Below are 22,606 nucleotides of genomic sequence, written 5' to 3'. Positions count from 1 at the left end.
GTCGGATGAAGCTTGATACCACGCCATAAGCAATCGCTTTTCATCGTTGTGATACGCCGCAGTGGAGTTCCAATGCCACCTGCAGCCGTTTTCTGAAGCGGCTGGCAATGGCGGCCGCGACCAGGCCGCCGACAAGCGATACATGTTCCAGAGCCCAGTACAGCGCTTGGGTGGCCTGAGGTTCTTCGAGCGCCCAAAAGCGGTGGACGATCGCTATGGTCAGCAATAGAAATACCGATAACGAAACAGCACCCAACCAAAGCGCTCTGTCCAGCAGGACCAATACCGAACCGCCGATCAGCACCGTCGCCGTGAGGATGTTGAACAGCCATGCTGGCTGCAAGCCCGCTGCCCGCATCTCGGCCAAGGCGCCCGGGAAGTCAATGAGCTTGGCGATCCCGGATGACAGAAAAACCACCGCAATCAAGATGCGAGCCGCGATCCATAGCCAGCGGCCATCCAATGCATGTCCGATGCGTTGGCGCATGTGTATTACTCCTGGGCATTCAGGACCATGATCTCGATTGAAAATGGCCCAGTGGGTTGAAGAAGGCGCTGGCAGCACTGTCTACCGTGAAAAGCGCACCGCACTATAAATGCCGAAGACCAATACAATCAAAAAATTGTCCTGGATACACTGATAACGGGTCATGAAGATCCTAATGTTCTTCCTTGGCATGGTTGATCGTGTATTTCGGAATGGCGACGACAAGGTCTTCCTCGGCCACGGTCGCTTGACAGCTCAGGCGAGACTGCGATGCGAGCCCCCACGCGCGATCGAGAAGATCTTCCTCGGATTCGCTAGCCTCGTTCAAGGATTCAAGTCCCTTACGCACGATGCAATGGCAGGTGGTGCAGGCGCAGCTCATGTCGCACGCATGTTCTATTTCAATCCCATGGGCAAGCAAAGCCTCACAGATCGTGGTGCCGACCCGAACCTCCAGCACGGCGCCTTCGGGCGCCAGTTCGGCATGCGGGAGTACGGTGATTTTGGGCATATCTGGCTCCTGATGTTTCGTTAGCCGATGCGTTTCGGCCTTTTGCCAAATGCTCTCGATACGCCGGTCCAGTTCGGCCAGGCGTTCCTCAGGCTCGGCAGATCCTTGGTTTCGGCGACTGAAAAGCCCAGATTGCGGTGCGCTGCGGGTATCAGCCCGATCTGCTCGTGGTAGCGGATCATCTTTGCCGGCACCCGAGAGGTCTTGGATGCATCACCGATATTCATGGGAGTCTCCTTTCAAGGAAAAAGGGTAGCGGGGAGAAGAGTGGGGCTTTACAACGTGGGAAGGTCAAGTGCGTCAGCGGCCGCGTAGACTTTCCAGTCTTTCAGGTCTTCAACGTCAGTGCCTACGATTTGGGTGACATACCCGGTCCGGTACGCCGTAGCCCGCGTCTCGGCGTTCGCGCAAATGCGAGGAGCCGAGCGGGGGGCGCAGAGTCGGGGCTAAGCTTATGTAGCGATCTCTACATCATTGTAGGGATCGCTTTAACCGCCTAAGCTCCCGACTATGAATACGCTCCCGCCCTCATGGCTCCTCCTGATCGTCAGCCTGCCCACTGGCGGCGCGACTGCACGCATGCGCGTCTGGCGCAAACTCAAGGCCTGCGGCTGCGCTGCTTTGCGCGACGGCGCCTATCTGCTGCCGGCGCATGCCGAACAGGCTACCCAGCTTTCCGACCTGGCAGCCGAGACTGTGGAAGAAGGGGGGCAAGCCTGGCTGCTGCGTGTGCAGGCCCAGGACGAAGATGAAACCCAGGCCTTCATGGCCCTGTTCGATCGGACAGAGGAGTACGAGCGATGGCTCGGTGAACTGGCGGTGGCGCGCCCGACGCTGACCGGATCGAGAGCGCCGGATTTGGGGCGGCTTTTGCGCCGGCATGAGCGCAGCTACCAGGCCTTGCGCCGGACCGACTTCTTCCCCGGAGAGACATCGCTGCGCGCTCAGGCGCAATGGCGCGATTTTTCCAACGCCGTCGCCAATATCTTGTCCCCAGGCGAGCCACACGCGACCGCGGGCGGTATCGCGCGCCGCGATCCGACACACCATCGCGGCCGCCTGTGGGCGACTCGCCAACATCTTTGGGTCGATCGGGTGGCCTGCGCCTGGCTGATCCAGCGCTTTATTGATCCATCGGCGCGCTTCCTGTGGCTGGAAAGCCCCAAGGACTGCCCGGCCGAGGCGCTTGGCTTCGATTTCGACGGCGCGACGTTCACCCACGTGGGAGACCGGGTCTCGTTCGAGGTTTTGCTCGCCAGTTTTGGCCTGGATGGCGACCGCGGCCTGGTACGGCTTGGCGAGTTGGTCCATGCGCTCGATGTAGGCGGAGCAGAGGTGCCGGAGGCGGTCGGGTTTGAGGCCATGTTGGCCGGCGCGCGCAAGCGCCTGCCCGATGATGACTCGCTGCTGGCTGAGATCGGGGTCGTGCTCGATTCCCTGTATGCCCATTTTTCAGGCGGAAGAAAGACCTGATTCCCACGGACCGGAGCGCATCATGAACCCGTCCCCCCACACGTCCATTCGAGGCGAGAGCGCGCCAGACGCGAACCTGCCCACCTACACCCTGTGGCAGCTGGTGTGGTATTTCGTCCGGCTCGGCACGTTGGGATTCGGGGGACCAGTAGCTCTGGCGGGCTACATGGATCGTGATCTGGTAGAGCGGCGAGCCTGGTTCTCCAAGGCGGATTACAAGGAAGGGCTGACCCTGGCGCAGCTCGCGCCTGGCCCGTTGGCCGCGCAATTGGCTATTTACCTGGGCTTTGTCCATTACCGCTACGTGGGCGCTACGCTGGTCGGCGTTGCTTTCGTGCTGCCGTCCTTTTTGATGGTCGTAGCGCTAGGCTGGGCCTATGTGCACCTTGGCGGCCTGGGGTGGATGCAGGCGGTGTTCTATGGCGTGAGCTCTGCGGTCATCGGGATCATCGCCATCAGCACGTGGAAGCTGTCTGCCAAGAACGTCGGCAAGGACAAATTGCTATGGGCAATCTTCGCTGCCGCGGCGACCGTGACGATTGCCACGCAATCCGAGGAACTCTGGCTCTTCCTCGGCGCGGGTGTCTTGGTGTGGCTGCTGCGCGCACCCCCGAAATTCATGAAGCCATCCGGCACGCTGCGCGCAAGCATCATGCCTTTTCTGGCGCTCGCAGGGCTGTCCGAAGTTGACTGGACCAGGCTATGGCAGATCACGAAGTACTTTTTTTATGCCGGCAGCTTTGTTTTCGGCAGTGGCCTGGCGATCGTCCCATTCCTGTATAGCGGCGTCGTAAAGGAGTATGGGTGGCTTACCGATCATCAGTTTCTCGATGCCGTGGCGGTCGCGATGATTACCCCAGGCCCCGTCGTCATCACCACGGGGTTCATCGGCTTTCTGGTCGCGAACTTCTGGGGCGCCGTCGCTGCGGCGCTCGCGACTTTTCTGCCCTGCTATCTCTTTACCGTCCTGCCGGCTCCCTACTTCAAAAGGTACGGTAAAAGGCCGGGAATCGTAGCGTTCGTCGACGGAGTAACCGCAGCCGCCATCGGGTCGTTGGCCGGCGCCGTGGTGATTATCGGGGCGCGATCGATCAAAGACGTTCCCACCGCACTGCTTGCCGTGGTGACGGCGGTGTTGCTCTGGAAATTCAAAAGGCTGCCCGAACCTGTCGTTGTCGCCGCTGCCGCTCTGATCGGCCTGGTCGTCTATCCACTGATTCCCCACGGATGATAGGAAGCCCCAAACGCGAAGGAGTAGAACCATGAAATGGATCACCCGAGCACGTCCAAAGATCGACCGCATTGCCTGCCCATGGCTGATTGCGCGATTTATCGACAAGACACCCGAATTTCTCTATGTGCCAGCCGGCGATGTATTGCGGATCGCCGAGGAATCTGGCGCCGTGCCCTACGACATTCCTGGCGTGGAACTCTCGCATGTCGGCGAGTGCTGTAGTTTCGACGCGTTCCTGAGAAAATTCGAGCTGGAGGCAGACCCCGCATTGCGTCAATTGGCGCTCATCGTGCGGGGTGCCGACACCTCACGCCTTGAGCTCACTGCGCAGTCCAGCGGGCTTTATGCGATCTCGTTGGGTTTGTCGCACCTGTACGCAGCGGATGACCATGCCATGCTTCAACATGGGATGGTGATCTATGAAGCGCTCTACAACTGGTGTCGAGCCTGCCAAAGTGAGACCCATCAATGGCCGCCGGCCATGCCCCTGTGACGAGTTAGCCGCTATGGCGGTTTCGAGAGACAGGCGGCGGCCTGCTGGGCGAGTTCGCTGCGGCGCAGCCTTCCCGCCCGCGGCTAGCCGCCTTTTTTCCGGGCGAGGTGATACGCGACCAGCGCGTTCGCATGTCCGTGGCCCAGGCCATGTTCCGACGTGAGCATGGCCACCACCTGCATGTGCTTCGGTTCTCGTGCCGCCGCCAGGATTCCAAACCAGTGTTCCGGGCGCTTTGGAGCGCCTCGGCCAACGTCCGTGTCCAACTGCTTCTACGGTCAAATTTTGAAATTACCCATCGATCCCGTATGCCTTAAAGTCACCGAAAGGCCGCACGGATTTATCGCACCGCTGATTGCCCTTTTGGGCAACGATATGATCGTCATTGTGTAGCACCCGCACTGGAGATGCTGGGCGCTTTCAACATGGGATGACCACAATGGACCTCTCGGACTTCATAGACGCGCATCTGGATGAGCTTGTCGGGGATTGGGAACAATACGCCAGGGAATTGAGCGTGGACACCGCAGACCTTTCCGGCGCGGAACTACGCAACTCCGGCCGGAATCTATTGGTCAAGATTGCCGCGAACATGCGCGTGGATCAGTCCCCGGAACAGCAGCGAGGCAAGTCCCTGGGCGTCGAAAGCGGCTTGGCCGACGGCTTCGATCAAGTCTCCATAGAGCATGCGAACAGGCGATTCGCCCAAGGTTTCGGACTGAACGACGTCGTGGCGGAATTCCGGGCTTTGCGCGCGAGTGTGCTGCGCCAGTGGGAAAAGAATGGTGCTACAGGACCGGGTGGTTTCCAGCAGATGATCCGCTTCAACGAGGCGATCGACCAAGGACTCACCGAGTCGGTTCGACAGTATGCCCTGCGGGCGCAACGAGTCCGAGACCTGTTTTCCGGGGTGCTGGCGCACGACCTGCGCTCGCCTTTGGGCGTGGTGCTGAATTCCGCTGAGATTCTGCTTTGCGACAAGAGCCTTTCGCCGGCGGGCATCAAAGCCACCGCCTATATGCAGCGCAGCGCGCTTCGTATGAAAAGAATGATCGATGACCTGCTCGTGTTCTCCGGCTCCCGCTTGGGTGCCCCATTGCCTCTCGAGTTGACACGGCAGGACATGGGCCGCATTTGCCAGAACGTCATCGAAGAAATCAATGTGCTGTTTCCCCATGTCAGCGTCAGGCTCAACCATGAAGGAGAAACCGCTGGAACATGGGATGCGGGCCGGATAGGGCAGTTGTTTTTCAATCTGCTGTCGAACGCGGCGCGATACGGCAAGGGCGGGATCGATCTGATCGTGACCGGCCAAGCGGAGGGCGTGGAGGTTGTCGTGGCCAATACAGGCAATCCTATTCCGCGCAGCGCGTTCCCGACGCTGTTCGACCCCCTCACGCGCGTGCAGGCCATTCCAAACGAGGGTGGCATGGCGGCGGGGATAGGCCTGGGCCTTTATATCTGCCGCAGTATCGTCATGGCGCATCATGGTGCTATCGAAGTGGAATCGGACGACTTCGGGACGGCTTTTACGGTGCGCCTGCCATTGAATTCGGGGGCGGTTGGCGCCTCGCCGCCGCCCGGTGCCTAGAGGCCGATTCAGGCCTTGCGCCACGTTGCATGCCTCGCATTTGCCGCCGATACTGCAAGCAGGCATGAGGCTTGCTGGCGGCGGTGGCGTTGCGCGCCAAGCGCGTCCCAACGGCACGTCGCTGCGCGACGTCGCAGCGTATGGAAACTTCCCCGACGCACACTCAATCGGATAAGCAGATGACGGACGCCAAAAACGTTTGCGGCGCACAGAAGGTCGTTCTCGTCGTGGAAGACAACGAGACCGCCCGTTGGATCCTGGCCGAGATATTGACTGTCGAGGGCTATGCCGTTTGCGAGGCCAGTAATGCGGATGAGGCAATGCAATGGCTTACGGGGCAAGCCGGCATCCATGCGGTAATTTCGGACATCGAGATGCCTGGATCGATGAATGGCCTGGAACTGGCAGCGCGAATACACACTGAACTGCCTCAGATTGCCGTGCTGCTGACATCGGGCCGCCATCATCCGCCTGTGGCTACGTTGCCTCCGGCGACAAAGTTCGTCCCCAAGCCTTGGGTGCCTGGCGAGATCATTCGAGAGTTGGAAGCACTGCTCTCCTGCTAGTCTTGGGGGGCAGTGCCGTCTTTGGGGGAAATGCTTGAATGTTCAGTCAGCCGCTTCAGCGCCTACCCTGGGGAAGTACAACGTGAAGGTCGTCCCCCCTTCCGGGCTACTGACGACATCGATATGGCCACCGGATTGCGAGACGTACCCGAAAACCTGGCTCAGACCAAGGCCCGTGCCTTTGCCTTCCGGCTTGGTGGTGAAGAACGGCTCGAAAATGTGATCCAGGACCTCTTGCGGGATGCCTTCGCCATCGTCGGAAATGCTGACCGCCACGTATTGACCGTCGTGCGCGTGTACGCGTCCGTCGGGGAGTGAATCGACGCAGCGGACTGCAATTTTTACATTGCCGCCGAAGGGCATGGCGTCCCCGGCATTCACCACGAGGTTCAGCAACGCATTCTCGAGCTGGCTGATGTCGGCATTAATGTGGCACGTTTCCTCAGGCAACTGATATTCCACCCGAACTGCGGCGCCGAGTGCGCCTTGGAAAATCTGCTTCATTCCCTGGACGCATAAGCCCACATCCATGTGGCAGGGCTCCAGGGGCTGGCGCCGGGCGTACGCCAGCATTTGATTCGTGAGGTGGGTGGCGCGCTGCGCTGTGTCGGCAATCGCGTTGATGTATTTAAGCCGCTTTTCGGTCGTGAGGGTGGGGTCGCGCAGCAGTTCGGCTGCCCCATTGATGACCGAAATGAAGTTATTGAAGTCGTGGGCAAGGCCGCCCGTGACGCGTCCAAGCGCTTCCATTCTTTGAGCACGATGCAGCGCTTGTTGCGTCGCCTGCAATTCGAGCTGGTTGCGCCGTTTGTCCGTGATATCGCGTGTGACTTTTGCAAAGCCGACGAGCTGGCCTCCGTAATCCCGGATGGGATCTATTACGACACTGGCCCAGAATCGCGAGCCATCTTTGCGGACTCTCCAACCTTCCGCTTCGAACCTGCCTTCGCTCAATGCGATGGCCAGCGCCCGCTGGGGGACTCCGTCGAGACGATCTTCTTCCGTATAGAAGCGCGAGAAATGCTGCCCGATGATCTCGGACGCCTGGTAACCCTTGAAGCGTTGCGCACCGGCATTCCAGCTTGCGACGTAGCCATCGGCGTCGAGCAGGAAAATGGCGTAGTCAAGAACGGCCTCCACCAGCAGTTTGTAGCGGTAGGGTTCGTCGAGCAGGGCCAAGCTGCCGAGGAGACTCGATTTTCCTTGTTCCGGGGGCTCAACAATGCTCATCGGTGCTCCAGGTCACGATGCTGGGAGCTCAATTATCAAGTGCAAGAGTCAGTCGTGCAACGATGTGGCGCTGCGACACCCGTGCGAGGCCAATGGTTCGCTCATTCCTCGGCTTTAGTGTCTAGACCCCGGGGGCTTAGACGCGGCAGCCGTCACGGCGCCAGCAGGCGGAATGCGAGATCGAGCAAGGTCAGCGTCAGGGCAACCGCGGCCCAGAGCAGCAAGGCCAGCCAAAGGCTGGTGGAAAAGCGAGGGCGTCTCCTCGCAGGGGCGGGGGCCGCATCCTCTTGAGCGGACGCCGCGTCCGCAGGCTCATCCCCGTTATTGGCTGCGACCGGCGCAACCCCATGCGGCGCCCGCGGCGGCAGCAGCGACACGGTTGCGTTGCCAGCCAGCACGGAGGGTGTTGCCTTCTTGGGGGTGTGCATGGCATATCCTGGTTGTTCCGGCATGACCCCGTCGCGCTGTCCTGCCTTGCGGGGCAACACCCAGACGCCTCTCAGCAATTTGCGTACCTGGCACCCCCCGTCGCCACGCGCAGTGCCGCCGCGGTGGCGGGAATCACGGCCGCTCGTTTGGGTACGCGACTTGCGACAAGTTGGGCGACCCGGCTTACAACGCCGGCGCAGGCCGGCACTCACTCCAAGGGTAGTGCCCGGTACAAAGGGGCGATCGCCTCGGTCTGGACCATCAAGGTGCAAAGCGGATCAATGGGTCAGTCTCTGGCCGACGTGTCAACGACTGGCTGGGCGCGCTCTGTTCGCGCGCTTTGTCCCTTCATGGGAGTCTTAGAGGGTCATATTATGGATAAGCTTAATACCCTGGCTCCAAGCGAAAGATGGTGGGTCAACGTGAATGAGCAGCGTGACCTGGAGTATTGGATGGAAAAATTGGGCGCCACAGAGGAGGAAATCCGGCAAGCCGTCGCGGTGGTGGGCGTTTCTGTTTCGGCCATCAAAAGGCAATTGAATAAGTAGAGGCACCGAGAAACGACAGGTTCGATATGAGCCACGCCACGCCGGCGCGGTCCGAAAACGGGAGCGCCGTATGCCGGGGACAGCCATGCCACAAACACCTGAGCCGCTCGACGTACAAGTGAAGCCGGAAGTCTGGGCGGTGGGCGATGTCCACGGATGCAGCGCATCTCTGGACGCATTGCTGTCGCGTCCAGAGATCGCAGATGACCCGGCATGCCGGGTCTGGTTCGTGGGCGACCTGGTCAACCGAGGCCCGCAGTCGGCCGCTACGCTCAGGCGCGTCATGGGCTTGGGCGGACGCGCCACGGCCGTGTTGGGCAACCACGATCTTCGGGCGTTGTCCATCGCGGCGGGCTGCATCAAGCCCGGCAGGCACGACACGGTGGATGATCTGATCAACGCTCCCGACGCCGATGTCTTGCTGGATTGGTTGAGTCGTCTTCCATTGATGCATGCCGAAGCGGGTTATGTCCTTACCCACGCTGGCATACACCCGCGCTGGGCGGTTGCCGAAGCCATGTCCCTGGCGGGTGAAGTTGAAAACCTGCTCGGGGATGGCCAGTGGCGGCGTCGGATGCGCATGTTCGACGGGCCAACGGCGGAAAGCTGGAACGCCAAGTTGACGGGGGCGCGCCGCGTCAGATTCATTGTCAACGCATTCACACGCATGCGCCTTTGCAACCCTCACGGCGAATTGACCTCCGCGTCCAGGTCCGTGCCTGGAAGGCGGCAGGGGGGAGCGCTGCCTTGGTTTGACGTGCCAGACAGAGCCGCCGAGGGCGCGCGCATCCTGTTCGGGCACTGGGCGGCCCTGGGCCTGATGGTGCGCTCTGACGTGGTTTGCCTGGACACGGGCTGCGTGACCGGCGGTTGCCTCACGGCCCTGAGGCTGAGTGACCGGAAGCTGCTCCAGGTCAGCCGCGAGCAGGCCGACTCGCCGGCCTAGACTCTTGCCGCCAGGCCGTTCATCGGCCCGCTTCCAAACAAAAGCCCGCGGCTTGCGCTCGCGGGCCTCTCATCTTCAGCCTTCAAAGAAGTTCTTCTTCTTCCTCCGATTCACCGGCCGGAGAATTTCACCTGACTTGAGCCGGTACACGTCTTTGCCCTCCCAGATCACGGTGCCGCCGGTGGAGAGGCGGCATTGCAGCACTATGTGTGGATCGGGACTTTCGTCCGTTGCGGGTTCTTGAATGATATGTCGCTCGATCCGGTACTGGTCTCCTGCTGCCGAGACCGCAATCACATCCTCCAGTCGTCTGCATGAGATTGACATGATGAGCCTCCTTCACTTGCACCACGTTGAAACCTGTGGCGCCGAGGTCATCGTCTCGACTGGCCCTTTCGCTGTCAATGCTGCTGGGGTTCATCATCCAAGCGTATGCGCGGCGCTCCCCTGGGGAGCGTCGTGCATAAGCATGAGGCGTTGCATGCGTTTGATCTAGGCTGTTTTCAAGGCAGAGCAGGCGTTGAATGCGCTTGCCTTCTGAGGTAGCGGCCGCCGCAAGGCCGCGCGCCCGATCTATTCAAGCTTCACGTTGGCGGACTGGATGACGCCGCGCCATTTCTTATAGTCCGCGGCGATGGTCTGTGAGAACTGCGCGGGCGTGGTGGGCATGGCGGTCGCGCCCTGGGCCGCGAGCGCATCCTGCACGTCCTTCAATGCCAGGATCTTGTTCAGTTCCGTGTTCAGCGTCTGGATGATGGGCTTGGGGGTGTTTGCGGGAGCGAGCAGTCCGTACCAGACGCGCACGTCGAAGTCGGGATAGCCAGATTCCGCGACGGTGGGTACGTCCGGCATCGCCGGGCTGCGCTTGAGCGAGGTCACCGCCAGCGGGATGGCGCTGCCCGCCTTGATTTGCGGCGCGGCCGAGGGGATGGACGTGAAGATGACGGGGACCTGGCCGCCAAGCAGGTCTGCCATGGCTGGCCCGGAGCCCTTGTAGGGCACGTGGACGAGCTTGATGCCTGCCTGCAGCTGTAGCAGCTCGGCGGCCAGATGGGTGATGGTGCCGGCTCCGGGAGATCCGTAGTTGATGGTTCCCGGCGCCTTCTTGGCGGCGGCGATCAGGTCTTTGAGGGATTTGTACGGACCATTCTTGTTGGCAACGACCACCAGGGGGGCTTCGCCCACGATGCCTATGGGCTCGAAGTCCTTGACCGGGTCATAGGCCAGCTTGGCGTACAGCGACGGCGCCACGGCCAGGTTGTCCACCTGGCCCATGACGATTTCGTAGCCGTCGGGCTTGGCGCGCGCGGCGGTGGTAATGCCTATGGTGCCGCCCGCGCCCGGGCGGTTCTCGGCGACGACGTTCCACTTGACCGAGTCCGAGAGCTTGGCGGCGACCGTGCGCGACAGGAAGTCGGTGCCGCCGCCTGGCGTGAACGGCACGATGACGCGTATGGGCTGGTTCGGGTACTGCTGTGCGGTGGCGGGGGCGCAGGCGGCAAGCGCGCAGGCCGAGAACATTAGGGCACGTAGCATGTGTAGTCTCCATTCCTTGGTGGGCGCGTCCGGTCATGATCGCCAGACGTCGGTTGCTGCGAATGCTGATGAGGCGTGCTGCGGGTCAGGCTACCGCGGGCAGGGCAGTCGGTGTGGGTTAGACGACTCCTTGCTCGCGCAGTTCGCGGATCCGGTTGTGGGACAGTCCCAGGTCTTCCAGCACTGCATCGGTGTCCGCGCCTAACGCAGGCGCGGCGCTGCGGGCCTGGCAGGGCGCATCGGCGAACTTGACCGGAAAGCCCAGCATCCGTACCTGCTGGCCATCGGGATGGGGCACGTCTATGGCCATCTGCTGGTCGGCCACCTGCGGATCATCAAACACTTCCTGCAGGTTCAGCACCTGCCCGCAGGGCACGCCGAACTGGTTCAGGCGTTCGATCCAATGGTGGCTGTCCTTCTGGCGGGTGCGGGCCTCGATGACGGCCTTGATGGATGCGCGGTTCAGCATGCGGTCCGCGTTGGTCCGGAAGTCCGGGTGCGCGCGCAGTTCAGGAAGTTCCAGCGCATCCAGCAGCTTCTCGTACATGGCGTCGTTGGACGGCGCGATTGCAACCTGGCCATCCGCGGTCTCGAACAAACCGTAGGGGGCCACGATGCCGTGGTCGTTTCCGGTGCGCGGCGGCAGTTCGCCGCTGGCGAAGTAGTTGGACGCCTGGAAGCTGAGCAGTCCTATCATGCTGGAAAGCAGGCTGACGCTGATGGAATCGCCGCGGCCGGTGCGCTCGCGGCGCAAGAGCGCGGCGACGACGCCCAGCGCGCCGTTCAGGCCGGCGGCCAGGTCGCTGATGGGTGGGCCGGCGCGCATGGGAGGATTGTCTTCGCCGCCGTTCAGGCTCATGAAGCCGCTCATGGCCTGGGCAATGAAATCGAATGCGGGCCGGTCGCGGTACGGGCCGGACGTGCCGAAACCGTTGATGCTGCAGTGAATGATGTCCGGGCGCAGCGCTTTGAGGGCTTCGTCGCCGAAGCCCATCTTGTCCATGATGCCGGGCCGGTAGTTTTCGATCACGACGTCGCAGCTCGGTATCAGCTGGCGCAGGATCTCTTTGCCTTGCGCGCTGTACAGGTCCAGCGTGACCGACCGCTTGTTGCGGTTGTAGTTGGCGAAATACCAGCTCAGCCCGTCTTTGATGACGCCCTGGCGGCGAATGGGATCGCCTTCGCCGGGAGCCTCGATCTTGATCACCTCGGCGCCCATGTCAGCAAGTATGGATGTGCAGTACGGCCCTGAGATGATGCGTGTCAGGTCGAGGACGCGGATTCCGGTAAGTGGCATGGTGTGCATCTTTTCAGCTTTTGTTTATGGTCAGCGGCCCAGTCCCGGCAGCCACAAAGTCAGGGGAGGAAAGGCGCAGATCAGCGCAAGCACGATCAACGACCAGATGAAGAAGGGAACGATCTCGCGCACGATCGGGCCTATCGGGGTGCGACCCACGGCGGACGTGACAAACAGCAGAATGCCGACAGGCGGGGTCAGCATGCCCGTCATCAGGTTCAGGATCAGGATCATGGCGTACTGGATCGGATCCATGCCCAGCTGGGCGCCAATAGGCAGTAGCGCGGGTAGGGTGATGATCATGGCGGGCAGCGGTTCGAGTATCTTGCCCACCAGGATCAGGAACACGTTCACCGTCAGCAGCACCACCCAGGGCTGATCCGAGACGCCCAGGATGCCCTTGGCGATCGTGGCCGCGACGCGCGATTCGCTGATCAGCCAGCTGAAGGGGCCGGCGGCCGCCAGCAGGAACAGCACCACCGCCATGGTGCGACCGGCAGAGTAAAAAGCCGATCCCAGTTCGCCCGGCTTCAGTTCCCGGTACACAGCCAGGCCCACCAGCAGGGCGTACACGGCCACGAACGCCGCCGCCTCGGTGTCGGTCAGGAGGCCGAAGCGTATGCCTGCGATGATCAGGACCGGCATCATCAGGGCCCAGATGGACGCGCGCGTGACCTGGGCCCGCTCGGGCCAACTGGCTCGAGGGCGCGATTTGTAGCCATGCCGCCGTGCCTGCCAGGCGCAGATGGCCATGTACCCCGCCAGCAGCATGAAGCCGGGAATAATGCCAGCCAGGAACAGGCGGATGATGGACAGGTTGGCCAGCACCGCGTACACGATCATCGGGATCGATGGCGGCAGGATGGGGCCCAGCATGGCGCCGCAAGCGATGACGGCTTCGGGGTAACCGCGCCGGTAGCCTTCGCGCTTCATCGACGGAATCATCGCGGTGCCGATGGCGCTTGCGTCCGCCACCGCGGAGCCGCTGATGCCGGCCATGACCAGGTTGGTGGTCAGGGACACTTGCGACAGGCTGCCGCGCATATGTCCGACCATGGCCATGGACCAGTTGATGAGCCGCAGCGTGACGCCGCCGCGGTTCATGAGTTCACCGGCCAGGATGAAGAGCGGAATGGCAACGAGGGCGGTCTCGTCGATGCCGCCCAGCATGGACAGCGGCGCCTGGGCGATATCGACCCCGCCGCCGCCCTTGAACAGCATGCCGATGAGGGCGGCGGTGATCATCGCGAAGCCTATGTCCAGCCCGACCAGGATGAGCACGACGAAAAGCACGACGGAAAAGAGGATCATGGGTGCGTCCCAGGGGTGTCGGACTCGTCGCGCGCAAAAGCGTCCAGCGGCGCGGCTGCGTCAGGGATCAGCAGGCGCAAGGCCAGGAACAGCATGAAGAACACCATGCCCACGGTCAGGGAGGCGTAGCTGACGGCATAGGTGAAGGGCGTGCCGACGATGTCCTGGAAATTTCCCACGGCGACCACGTCCAGACCCTTGTAGAACAGGGTGGCGGCCAGCGCCAGCAAGGTGGCGTCGAACAGGCGGTCGCGCACGCGCCTCACGCGTTGCGGCAGGTGGCGGTCGATGATGTCGATGACCACGTTGCGCCGTTCGCGCAATGCCATGGCGGCGCCGACAAATGCGCACCACAGCATGCCGATGCGGGCGATCTGGTCCCAGGCGTCGAACTGCGTTTTCAGCAGATAGCGGTCCAGCACCTGGGCGAAGCAAAAAATCAGCACCATGGCCAGGGTAAGGGCCACGGCGAGCCGGCCGGTCCAGCACACGACGCGGTCTGCGCGCAGGACCAGGCTGCGCCAGCCGGATGTCGCGTGGGCCGCGGGGCGAACCGTCGTCGCGGGCATGGGCGCGCCCATGGCTTACTCCTGCATCTTCTGTATGCGTTCAACCATGCCGGCGGGCCAGTCTTTGCCTTCGTATTGCTGGTAGACGGTGGCCAGCGCCGCCTTGAACGCGGCTTTGTCGGGCTGTGTGTACGTGACCCCGGCGTCCTTCAGGATTTTGATCGCGTTGTCGTCCAGCTCCTGGTCCAGCTTGGTGGCGACTTTGCCTCCGGCCTTGGCCGCCTCGGTCAGCGCCTGGCGCTGCTTGGCGTCCAGGCCTTGCCAGACGCGTTCGGAAATGAACCAGCCGGTCAGCTCGTAGGCGTGATCCGTTGCCGCCCAGTATTTCGCCTCTTCGTGGAAGCGCAGGGGAATCGACAGGTCGAAGCCGTTGTCCTGGCCGTCTATCATGCCGCGGCCCAGCGCTGTGTAGATTTCGGTCATGCCCAGCGGCACCACCTGCGCGCCCAGCTTCTCGAAGGTGGACTTCAAAATGGGGATCGAGGGGACGCGCAGCTTCAGGCCTTTGACGTCTTCAGGCTTGTTGATGGGGCGCGACACGGTCTGCAGTGCGCGCGGCGAGCGTATGCCAAAGGCCGCAAACACCCGCACGCCCGATTTCTTTGCCACGTCGTCGAAGATCTGCGCGAACTCATCGCTATTGATGATGCGTTCGGCCTGTTCGCCGCTTTTGAACAGATAGGGCGCGTACAAAATGTTCAGAGGCTGGGCGCCCCGCAGGAACACCACGGATCCCAGGCCGAAGTAGCCCATGTCCAGCGTGCCCAGTTGCATCGAAGACAGGATCTTGCTGATGTCGCCCAGCTGTCCGTCCGTATAGACGTGTACTTGCAGGTCGTTCTGGGATTGCCTGGCCGCCTCTTCGGCAAAGGCTCGCATGGCGTGGTCCCAGGGGCTGTTGGACGCGGCGATGGTCGCGATCTTCATTTCGCGCGCCTGCGCATCGGCCGCGGGGGCGAATGCGCCGGCGACGGTAATCGAAAGGGCCAGCAAGGCCGCCGAGGCGCGGGCCAGGGGCTGCGATATTTTCTTGTTCATGATGTCTCCTCCGGATTGCGGTCCGGGCTACCAGTTCCAGTGCACCGGCTTGAGCCCGGCGACCGGCGAATCGAACACCGCCAGCCGGGATCCATTGATGCAACCCATGTAGGCGGTCTTGCGTTCTGGGCCGCCGAACGCCAGGCTGGTGATGTTTTGCAGCCTCTTGCTATGGTTGTCATAGACCATGGGGCGGCTCAGGCGATTGGCCAGGTATTCGGCTTCCAGTCTGTCGATATGCGCGGCATCGCAGTCTTCCAGCACCAGCTGTTGCTTGCCGTCGGGGCTGACGCGTATCACCCGGTTGGAAACCACGCTGACCACCCAGATGTGGCCCTCTACGTCGACCGCCATGCCGTCGGGATAGGTGCCCTTGCCGAATTCCGTGATGACCGTCCGTTCGCTGAGGTTCCCATCGGCGCCGATGCGAAAACGCAGCAGGCGCCGGCCGAAGGTTTCGTTGACGTAAAGATACGTGCCGCTTGGATCGGTGCGGCATTCGTTGGTCCAATGCACGTCCTGGGCCACCACGCGCGTGCCTCGCTGGTCGCGCACCGCGATGAAGCCGTCGGCGATGTCGCGGCGGAACTGATGGTCGCCCCGGCGCACCGTGCTCACGCAGATCCACAAGCGCTCCCGATCATCCAGCCAGACAAAGTTGACGCTGGGCAGCGTCACCCCTTCGATCTCCATGATGTGGGGTTCCGCGGCGCCGTCGCGCTGCACGCGCCAGACGCCGCCATCGTCGGCCAGGTTCGCGACCGCAAAGGAGCCGTCGCGCAGCAAGGCGAAGCCGTTGGGAATCAGCCCGGCTTGGGCGCCGATCAGCCGCGCATCGCCATTGGGCAGGATGTGGCGTATGCCGCCGGCCTTGTCCGATACGTAGAGATCGCCCGCTGCCGTGCTCAGCACGCATTCGGGACGGTTCAGGTTGACGCCGGTCTCGCGCAGGTCCGATAGTTTCAGCAGCGCGCCGCGATTGGATTTGCTGTCCATGCTGCCTCCTCAGCCCACGGCGCCGGCGGCTACGTTGTAGTCGTGCAGGCGCAGGCGCGGTCCGGCCTTCATCAGCTGGCCGGGCAGGCCGCGGCCGATAATGCCTTCCAGGCGTTGCGCCACCTTGATCAGCTCGCCCAGATCGATACCGCTGTCCACGCCCATTTCATCAAGCAGATAGACCAGGTCTTCGGTACAGATATTGCCGGTGGCGCCGGGGGCGAACGGACAGCCACCCAGGCCCGCCAGCGAAGACTCGTACGAAGTGACGCCGGCCCGCAGGCCTTCCACCACGTTCACCAGTCCGATGCCGCGCGTATTGTGGAAGTGCAGCGATATCTTGATGCCGGGATGGTCGGCGCGCAGCGCTTCGACCGTGTTGCGTACCAGGCGCGGCGTGGCCATGCCGGTGGTGTCCCCCAGTGTCACGGCATCGAAGCCCTGGCGCGCGAAATGGTCGAAGATGGTCCGGATGCGACCCAGATCCACGTCGCCTTCGAAAGGGCAGCCGAAGGCGACGGCAATGGCGCCCTTGCGCTTGATGGGATGGTCTTTCAACAGCTGTGCGACGTCTTCGATGTCGCGCAGCGACTGTTCGACGGGACGGTTCAGGTTCTTGGTGTTGTGGCTTTCGGTGGCCGACAGGAATACGACGACTTCGTCGGCTTTCGATTGCAGCGCGCGTTCGACGCCCTTGCGGTTGGGCGCCAGCGCGCCCAGCACGACGCCCGGACGCTTATGCACGCCTTCCAGGACGTCCTGGGCATCGCGCATCTGCGGCACGGCGCGCGGCGACACGAAAGACGTGGCCTCGAAATGCCGTACGCCAGCATCGATCAGCGCGTTCAGGATCTGGATTTTGGTGTCAGTGGGCACGAACTCGGACTCGATTTGCAGCCCGTCACGCATGCCGACTTCCACGATTTCGACTCGGTCTGGAAGGCTCACGGCTTTTCGTCTCCTGGCGCCCGGATCCGCGCTTGCGCGAGGGTCTCGCGGCGATGTCCGGGACATGGGTTGTCGGCCACTATCTTCAGTGATGGACCCCGGCAGGACAAATCGTGAATATTCGGCGGGGTATCGCGAAACGCGATGGCTCGGACGGCATGCCTCGCGCGGCGGCAGGGCCGCGGACGTTATTGCTGCGTTGCGGCTTCAGCGATCAGGTGATCCAGCAGCAGCCGGGCGGCGCCCGACAGCGATTCATTGCTGCGCACGCACAATTTGAGTTGTCGCCTGGCCCAGGCATCGGTCAGCGGAATGATGCAGAGTTCATCGCAGACGTAAGCGGACAGGGCCTTGGTCGGCACAATGCCTATCCCCAGGTCCGCGCGCACCATGGACACCAGCGCGTCGTAAGAGGTGACCTGGAAGCGCAGCCGCAGCGAGCGGTTCATGGAGGCGGCTTCACGCGTGAACAGATAGTTCGCGGCGCTGCCCCGGTGCATGCCCACGTGGTCGTAATCCAGCGTGTCGGCAAACGATATCTGCCGGTGCCGCGACAGGGGGTGACCGGAAGGTGCCACCAGCGCCATGACGTCGCGGTGGTAGGGAAAGATGTCCAGGCCGTTTTCGTCGTCGGACTGCGTGTAGACGCCGATATCGGCGGTGTTGTCGATTACCGCGCGGGTGACGCCAGAGCTGACGGACTCTTCCAGATCGATCTGCACGTGAGGATGTTGCGTCAGGAAGCGGCGCAGTTCCATCGGCAGGAACTGCGCGATCGAAGACAGGTTGGCCGCCACGCGCACCCGCCCGCGCAGGCCGGTGGAGTAGTCGCGGATTTCGTCGGCCAGGTCCTGGGTTTGATGCAGCAAAGTGCGCGCGCGCCGCGCCAGCGCGCGCGCGGCGCTGGTGGGTTCCATGCCGCGCGCATGGCGCTGGAACAGCGGCACGTCCAGAACGCGTTCGAGTTCGGACAAGCGCTTGGACAGTGCTGACGGCGCGATATGTTCGCGCGTGGCGGCAGCGGCGATGCTGCCTTCTTCCAGCACTGCCAGGAACACCTGCAGGGTATACAGATCCAGACGAGGGGTCATGGGTAGTCGCGCATAGACACGTCCGCGAGGATAGCGGGTGTGATGCGCGGCAGGCCTAGGGGATTACGCTGAGCCTGCTTCCACCCGTGCCGCTGGCGTCGACCATGCACGGGGGCTTTGCTTCTTGGGATCTGGCCGGCGCGCCCGGCAAGCGGAACGGCGATGGCGCGCCGCTAGCGTTCCTGCATCGTGAAGGCCAGGGCCGCGGCGGCGCGTGCCATAGCCGCCAGGCTCATGAGCGAGCCCGGCTGGCGGCCGGTGTCTCCTTCTTGCCGCGCGGCTTGGGCGCAGTTTTCGGGGTTTGGGCAGGAGCGTCGAACTCCTGTTTGTTGCGTTCGCCCCGGGGGGTGTTTTCCGGATGCGGCTTGGGAAAAGCCCAGGGCTTGGTTTTCTGATCCATTGCATGTACTCCTTGCACAGGCGGAACAGTAGCATTAGCCGTGGCGCTGGGTAAGTGAGGGTTGACGTCAATATTCATCACATCGTGATTTTCAGGTGAAAAACGCGATGGATTCGACCCGCGATGCCCCATTATGTTCCGCCCTGATGGATCAGGAGCTGTCGGCGCCAGGCAGGAGCTTGCGCCGGGCGCCGGTGCTAACCGGCTTGCGGTTCGTTTTCGAGCCAGATGCGGTCGAACTGTTCGCGCGCATGCCGCGCCCAGTCATCGATGGCGCTGCGCACGTCGTCCGCCGTGGGTTGGCGGTCGGCAGGCAGATTGCCGCCCGTCACGGTGCCGAGCGAAGTGATGAGCAATTCGTTGGTGTTGGCGTCGCGCAGGGCGGCTTCGAGCAGCAGGCGAGCGGATTGGTCCCGGTAGCCAGCAGCCTTGACCGTCTGGCCGATTACGAAGCCGATGGGTACGTACTCCATGATCCTGGGGTCGCGTTCGTTGCGGAACGTGCCGGTGATGGCGGCGGACAGGCGCAGCGCGTGCGGCGCGGGGCGGGTCAGCAATTGATAGCCGGCTTGCTCGAACTCGCGCCGGATCGCCTCGTTCAGGTATGCCAGCGCGCGCTCGCGCATGACGCTGTCATCCTTCATGTTCAGCTCATCCGGTCGGTCGCCCTGGATGTACCGCACCGGTTCGAGAATGAGTTTCTTCTGGTACTGGCTGCTGACAGGGGGCCCGGGACGCACCCACACCATGCCAGCGCTCCAGTCGGGATCCTGTTTGAGCCGGCTTTGGTTTTCGCCCAGGGACGTGGAGTAGTTCTGCGGCTTGGGCAGGTTGGTGCAGCCGGCAAGGCCGATCACTGCGCAGCAGGCGGCCAGGGCGAGATGGAGCTTCATGTTCTTGTCTTCCAATTAGTGACGTCCGACGCCGCGGGGGAGGCCGCGCGTCATGGCCTGCGCAATTATTGCTTCATTCGTCTCGCGCATTGGCGTCTTGCGTGGGGGTGAAAACAAGGTTTCGCCGGAAAGCAGAATTCCATTTTCGTAAAAGTGGATTTCGCTTGCTCCTGAATGCCAGGCACCGACTCCCGGCGCCATTTCGGGTAGGCCGAAATAGCCGCCGCGGGATGCCGCCGCGGGACTACGATGGAAGCGTGAACATAGGGAGACAACTATGGACACCGCCAAGCAGTGGTATGCCGCCGTCAAGGATTGGCAGCGGGCCCGCGACGAGCTCACCGACGCAATCGCCGCGATAAAGTGGCCGAATCCCACGCAGGATTGCCTGGACACTTATGACCGTGCCTATGCCAATGAAACGCAGGCTCGGGACCGCATGAACCAGGCGTACGAGCGGGTGCGACGATAGCTGCGCGCATCTCCCTTCGCGGCCTGGGCGCGGGCATTGCTACACTGCCGCGCATGACGGACCAACAGAAATTCTTGATCAGGCCCGCGCGGCCCGAGGATGCGGCATTGCTGGAAGACCTGCTGATGCGCACCTACGAAGGCACGTGGATGCCACAAATGACGGCCGAAAGGGATCGGCAATTTCGCGCAAGCGGCAAGACGGCCACGTATGTGCGCACCCGGGGGCACCTCTTCCTGGTGTGTGAAATCGAAGGCGTGCTGGCTGGCATGGCGGACTGGGAGAACGACTTCATCTGGGCCTTGCATGTGCATCCCGCGAGGCAAGGCCAGGGCGTGGGCGGGGCTTTGCTGAGCCGGGTGGAAGCGGCCATCCGCGACCAGGGGTTCGGACGCGCGCGCCTGGAGACGGACACCTTCAACGAGCGGAGCCGGCGGTTCTACGGCAAACATGGCTACGCGGAAATCGACAGCTATCCAGACGAAGAGTGGGACAGCGGTTTTACGACCGTGCTGCTGGAAAAGCCACTGGCGGTTTGAGTTCTGTGGCCCCATGAAAAGGGCTTGGCCTGGCCCTGGTAATGGGGCCACGATAGCGGTATGTTCTGGCTTTGCCCGCTACCGCCGAACCCGCCATGTATCTGCCATCCGCCTTTCGCGAAGATTCGCTTGAAGTTCAGCACGATTTCATCCGCGCCCATCCCCTGGGTGTGCTCATGACCAGCGGCGATGGCGGGTTGATGGCAAACCATATTCCCTGTCTGCTGTATCCCGAAGGGCCGCACGGCGTGCTGCGCTTGCACGTGGCCCGGGCCAATCCGCAGCTTGCCGACCTGGCGACGGGCCGGGAGTGCCTGATCGTTTTTCACGGGCCCCAAGCCTACGTGACGCCCTCCTGGTATCCGACCAAGGCCGAAACCCACAAGGTCGTGCCCACCTGGAATTTCGTCGCCGTGCATGTCTGGGGCTCGCCGGTCATCCAGGATGATCCGGCCTGGCTGCGCGCACAGCTGGATGCCTTGACCGATAGCCAGGAGAAGGCCAGGACGCAACCCTGGCGCGTGGATGAGGCGCCAGCGGATTTCATCGCCGCGCAGATGCGCGCCATCGTGGGCGTGGAGATTCCTGTCTCGCGCATCGAAGGCAAATGGAAAGTCAGCCAGAACCGCACGCTTGCCGATCGGCGCGGGGTGGCCGAAGGCCTGGCGGGCGAAGCCGGCGATGCCGTCATGGCCGCGCTGGTTGCCCGTCGCGGCGGGTTGGCCTGACCCGCCCCAGCGCAAAACCTGCGATGGCGGCCGCCTGCAGGCTGGCTGCTACCGCGAGGAACCAGAAGAGCGGCTGTCCGGCCTGCTCGGACCAGGCGCGCAGCAGGCCGAACAAGGCAGGCGCGAAGGCATAGGCGCCTTGCGATATGGCGACGATCAACGGCACCACGCGTTGCGCGTCCTCGCGCGCAAATTCGCTCTGCGCGATCAGTGGCGGCAATGAAGTCGCGTTGCCTATGCCCGAGCCGAACAGGAGTACGCCCAGCCAGATGGCCCAGGCGTGTTCGGCGGCCAGCATCAGGACCAACGAGCCGCCGATCTGTATCGCGTAGGCCAGGCAAGCTACGATGCGCCGGTCCGCCCCGGCCGGCATCAACCAGCCCACCAACGTTCGGCCTGCGATGGCCGCAGCCGTCGCCAGTCCCATCGCAATTCCGGCGGTCTGCGCGCCCAGCAGTGGCGCCAGCAACGACAGCAGGTGAGCAATCAGGCCGATCTGGGCGAACAGCCCCAGCGCCATGCCCGCAGCCAGTGTGAGGAAAGCCCGGTTGTGCCACAGGTTCGCCACCGGCACTGGCGATACGGAGCTTGCGGCGGCCACCGCGTGCGGCGCTCCTGTCGCGCCGTCCGGTTCCTGTCCGAGCTGCTGCGGCGTAATGGCAAACACCTTGCGCGACAGCACCGCGATCACCGCCACCATGGCCAGGCCGACCCACCACGCGGCCTGTGCGAAGCCGGCGTGGCTGATCAGGTAGACCCACAAGGGCGAAAAGACGATGCCGCCTACGCTGGCGCCGTTGTAGGCCATGCCCAACGCGGCGGGCCGGCGGCGCGCGAACCAGGGGGAGATCAACGCATTAACGGCTGCCGCGCCCAAGGTCACCCAACCCATGCCGGAAAAGAGCGCGGCCACGTACAACTGCCAGGGTTGCGCGACCGTGGCCCAGCCGCCCACGCCCAATGCGAGCAGCACGGCGCCGCCCAGCGTCACCGCAGGCACGCCGCAGCGCCGATACAGGCGCGGCAGATTGGCGACCACCACGGTGCCGCAAAGAAAATGCAGGGTGACGGCGCCCGATATGAGGGCGACGCCCCAGCCTGTGCGCCCGGCCACCGCGTGCAGGAAGACGGGCGGGCCATAAAAGCCCACGCCCCAGCCGAAGACCGCGAGGACGAACGTGGCGTAAAGAACGGTCCAGCCGAAGAAGGGTTGGGTTGCGCGCATGGCTATCCGGCAGGGCCGGCTGTCTTGTGGTGTCGAGTCGCAGTATGCTTGACCG

Annotated in this window: 28 protein-coding genes; 10 read left to right on the top strand and 18 right to left on the bottom strand. The window is 62.9% G+C overall.

All coding sequences use genetic code 11. The features are described from left to right. Window positions 1-40: 40 nt before the first annotated feature. From CEY08_RS16950 to CEY08_RS30335, 3 genes are all read right to left on the bottom strand, one after another. Window positions 41-487, bottom strand: a complete 447-nt coding sequence (locus CEY08_RS16950; protein ID WP_063641068.1) for a DoxX family protein — start codon at window positions 485-487, stop codon at window positions 41-43. Between the two features lie 172 nt (window positions 488-659). Further along, window positions 660-998, bottom strand: a complete 339-nt coding sequence (gene fdx, locus CEY08_RS16945; protein ID WP_076814764.1) for an ISC system 2Fe-2S type ferredoxin — start codon at window positions 996-998, stop codon at window positions 660-662. A gap of 20 nt (window positions 999-1,018) precedes the next feature. After that, window positions 1,019-1,225, bottom strand: coding sequence for a MerR family DNA-binding transcriptional regulator (locus CEY08_RS30335; RefSeq protein WP_063641070.1), 207 nt, complete (start codon window positions 1,223-1,225; stop codon window positions 1,019-1,021). Window positions 1,226-1,508: 283 nt separating this feature from the next. Here CEY08_RS30335 and CEY08_RS16935 point away from each other — a divergent pair, with 283 nt between their 5' ends. The 3 genes from CEY08_RS16935 to CEY08_RS16925 are packed head-to-tail and all read left to right on the top strand — an operon-like array spanning window position 1,509 to window position 4,198. After that, complete coding sequence (locus CEY08_RS16935; RefSeq protein ID WP_076814762.1) at window positions 1,509-2,471, top strand: chromate resistance protein ChrB domain-containing protein; 963 nt, start codon at window positions 1,509-1,511, stop codon at window positions 2,469-2,471. 22 nt (window positions 2,472-2,493) lie between these two features. Then, complete coding sequence (locus CEY08_RS16930) at window positions 2,494-3,702, top strand: chromate transporter (protein ID WP_088607734.1); 1,209 nt, start codon at window positions 2,494-2,496, stop codon at window positions 3,700-3,702. Window positions 3,703-3,733: 31 nt separating this feature from the next. After that, window positions 3,734-4,198, top strand: a complete 465-nt coding sequence (locus CEY08_RS16925) for a chromate resistance protein ChrB domain-containing protein (protein ID WP_063960649.1) — start codon at window positions 3,734-3,736, stop codon at window positions 4,196-4,198. Window positions 4,199-4,281: 83 nt separating this feature from the next. Here the strand turns inward: CEY08_RS16925 and CEY08_RS30275 are convergent, their stop codons facing one another. Beyond that, window positions 4,282-4,464, bottom strand: coding sequence for a DUF4287 domain-containing protein (locus tag CEY08_RS30275; protein WP_076814758.1), 183 nt, complete (start codon window positions 4,462-4,464; stop codon window positions 4,282-4,284). 173 nt (window positions 4,465-4,637) lie between these two features. On the opposite strand from CEY08_RS30275, the gene CEY08_RS16915 reads away from it, so the two are divergent. Together CEY08_RS16915 and CEY08_RS16910 are read left to right on the top strand one after the other, a co-directional pair. Continuing rightward, window positions 4,638-5,789 carry a sensor histidine kinase gene (locus tag CEY08_RS16915; RefSeq protein ID WP_088607733.1) on the top strand — a complete coding sequence of 384 codons (1,152 nt, stop codon included), beginning with the start codon at window positions 4,638-4,640 and terminating at the stop codon, window positions 5,787-5,789. Between the two features lie 179 nt (window positions 5,790-5,968). Further along, window positions 5,969-6,355, top strand: coding sequence for a response regulator (locus CEY08_RS16910; protein WP_042794538.1), 387 nt, complete (start codon window positions 5,969-5,971; stop codon window positions 6,353-6,355). A gap of 42 nt (window positions 6,356-6,397) precedes the next feature. On the opposite strand, the gene CEY08_RS16905 is transcribed toward CEY08_RS16910, so the two are convergent. Further along, entirely contained in the window at window positions 6,398-7,585 is a 1,188-nt protein-coding gene (locus CEY08_RS16905) for a two-component system sensor histidine kinase NtrB (protein ID WP_076814753.1), read from the bottom strand. A 152-nt stretch (window positions 7,586-7,737) separates the two neighbouring features. Then, entirely contained in the window at window positions 7,738-8,013 is a 276-nt protein-coding gene (locus CEY08_RS29990) for a hypothetical protein (protein ID WP_063641077.1), read from the bottom strand. Between the two features lie 375 nt (window positions 8,014-8,388). Here CEY08_RS29990 and CEY08_RS29985 point away from each other — a divergent pair, with 375 nt between their 5' ends. Then, window positions 8,389-8,562 carry a DUF3606 domain-containing protein gene (locus CEY08_RS29985; RefSeq protein ID WP_076817810.1) on the top strand — a complete coding sequence of 58 codons (174 nt, stop codon included), beginning with the start codon at window positions 8,389-8,391 and terminating at the stop codon, window positions 8,560-8,562. 118 nt (window positions 8,563-8,680) lie between these two features. Next, entirely contained in the window at window positions 8,681-9,508 is an 828-nt protein-coding gene (locus CEY08_RS16895) for a symmetrical bis(5'-nucleosyl)-tetraphosphatase (RefSeq protein ID WP_088607742.1), read from the top strand. Between the two features lie 75 nt (window positions 9,509-9,583). Here CEY08_RS16895 and CEY08_RS16890 read toward each other — a convergent pair whose 3' ends face one another. From CEY08_RS16890 to CEY08_RS16845, 11 genes are all read right to left on the bottom strand, one after another. Beyond that, window positions 9,584-9,835 carry a hypothetical protein gene (locus CEY08_RS16890; protein ID WP_076814751.1) on the bottom strand — a complete coding sequence of 84 codons (252 nt, stop codon included), beginning with the start codon at window positions 9,833-9,835 and terminating at the stop codon, window positions 9,584-9,586. Between the two features lie 246 nt (window positions 9,836-10,081). After that, complete coding sequence (locus tag CEY08_RS16885; RefSeq protein ID WP_063641079.1) at window positions 10,082-11,044, bottom strand: Bug family tripartite tricarboxylate transporter substrate binding protein; 963 nt, start codon at window positions 11,042-11,044, stop codon at window positions 10,082-10,084. A gap of 118 nt (window positions 11,045-11,162) precedes the next feature. Beyond that, on the bottom strand, window positions 11,163-12,341 hold the full coding sequence (locus tag CEY08_RS16880) for a CaiB/BaiF CoA transferase family protein (RefSeq protein WP_232033818.1): 1,179 nt from the start codon (window positions 12,339-12,341) through the stop codon (window positions 11,163-11,165). Window positions 12,342-12,371: 30 nt separating this feature from the next. Beyond that, window positions 12,372-13,652: a TRAP transporter large permease gene (locus tag CEY08_RS16875; protein WP_042794532.1), complete on the bottom strand. Its 1,281-nt coding sequence runs from the start codon at window positions 13,650-13,652 to the stop codon at window positions 12,372-12,374. Next, on the bottom strand, window positions 13,649-14,233 hold the full coding sequence (locus CEY08_RS16870; protein WP_042794531.1) for a TRAP transporter small permease: 585 nt from the start codon (window positions 14,231-14,233) through the stop codon (window positions 13,649-13,651). The genes CEY08_RS16875 and CEY08_RS16870 overlap by 4 nt, the downstream gene beginning before the upstream one ends. Window positions 14,234-14,236: 3 nt before the next feature. After that, the gene (locus CEY08_RS16865; RefSeq protein WP_042794530.1) at window positions 14,237-15,259 is read right to left on the bottom strand and encodes a TRAP transporter substrate-binding protein; all 1,023 of its coding nucleotides are present in this window, start codon (window positions 15,257-15,259) and stop codon (window positions 14,237-14,239) included. Window positions 15,260-15,286: 27 nt separating this feature from the next. Beyond that, window positions 15,287-16,255 (bottom strand): SMP-30/gluconolactonase/LRE family protein, encoded by a 969-nt coding sequence (locus CEY08_RS16860; RefSeq protein ID WP_063641082.1) that lies wholly within the window; start codon window positions 16,253-16,255, stop codon window positions 15,287-15,289. A 9-nt stretch (window positions 16,256-16,264) separates the two neighbouring features. After that, entirely contained in the window at window positions 16,265-17,203 is a 939-nt protein-coding gene (locus CEY08_RS16855; RefSeq protein WP_076814747.1) for a hydroxymethylglutaryl-CoA lyase, read from the bottom strand. A 188-nt stretch (window positions 17,204-17,391) separates the two neighbouring features. Further along, entirely contained in the window at window positions 17,392-18,294 is a 903-nt protein-coding gene (locus tag CEY08_RS16850; protein ID WP_063641083.1) for a LysR family transcriptional regulator, read from the bottom strand. A gap of 232 nt (window positions 18,295-18,526) precedes the next feature. After that, window positions 18,527-18,694, bottom strand: a complete 168-nt coding sequence (locus CEY08_RS29980; protein ID WP_164793875.1) for a hypothetical protein — start codon at window positions 18,692-18,694, stop codon at window positions 18,527-18,529. A 197-nt stretch (window positions 18,695-18,891) separates the two neighbouring features. After that, entirely contained in the window at window positions 18,892-19,587 is a 696-nt protein-coding gene (locus CEY08_RS16845) for a DUF3313 domain-containing protein (protein WP_076814745.1), read from the bottom strand. Between the two features lie 277 nt (window positions 19,588-19,864). On the opposite strand from CEY08_RS16845, the gene CEY08_RS16840 reads away from it, so the two are divergent. From CEY08_RS16840 to CEY08_RS16830, 3 genes are all read left to right on the top strand, one after another. After that, the gene (locus CEY08_RS16840; RefSeq protein WP_042794527.1) at window positions 19,865-20,059 is read left to right on the top strand and encodes a hypothetical protein; all 195 of its coding nucleotides are present in this window, start codon (window positions 19,865-19,867) and stop codon (window positions 20,057-20,059) included. Between the two features lie 53 nt (window positions 20,060-20,112). Further along, the gene (locus tag CEY08_RS16835) at window positions 20,113-20,598 is read left to right on the top strand and encodes a GNAT family N-acetyltransferase (RefSeq protein ID WP_076814743.1); all 486 of its coding nucleotides are present in this window, start codon (window positions 20,113-20,115) and stop codon (window positions 20,596-20,598) included. A gap of 95 nt (window positions 20,599-20,693) precedes the next feature. Beyond that, on the top strand, window positions 20,694-21,326 hold the full coding sequence (locus CEY08_RS16830) for an FMN-binding negative transcriptional regulator (RefSeq protein WP_076814741.1): 633 nt from the start codon (window positions 20,694-20,696) through the stop codon (window positions 21,324-21,326). Here CEY08_RS16830 and CEY08_RS16825 read toward each other — a convergent pair. Further along, entirely contained in the window at window positions 21,286-22,551 is a 1,266-nt protein-coding gene (locus tag CEY08_RS16825) for an MFS transporter (RefSeq protein ID WP_076814740.1), read from the bottom strand. The two genes, CEY08_RS16830 and CEY08_RS16825, sit on opposite strands and share 41 nt — an antisense overlap. Between the last annotated feature and the right edge of the window lie 55 nt (window positions 22,552-22,606).

Source organism: Achromobacter insolitus, assembly GCF_002209555.1.
Lineage (GTDB): Bacteria > Pseudomonadota > Gammaproteobacteria > Burkholderiales > Burkholderiaceae_B > Achromobacter > Achromobacter insolitus.
This window is presented reverse-complemented; position numbering and strand designations above follow the sequence as displayed.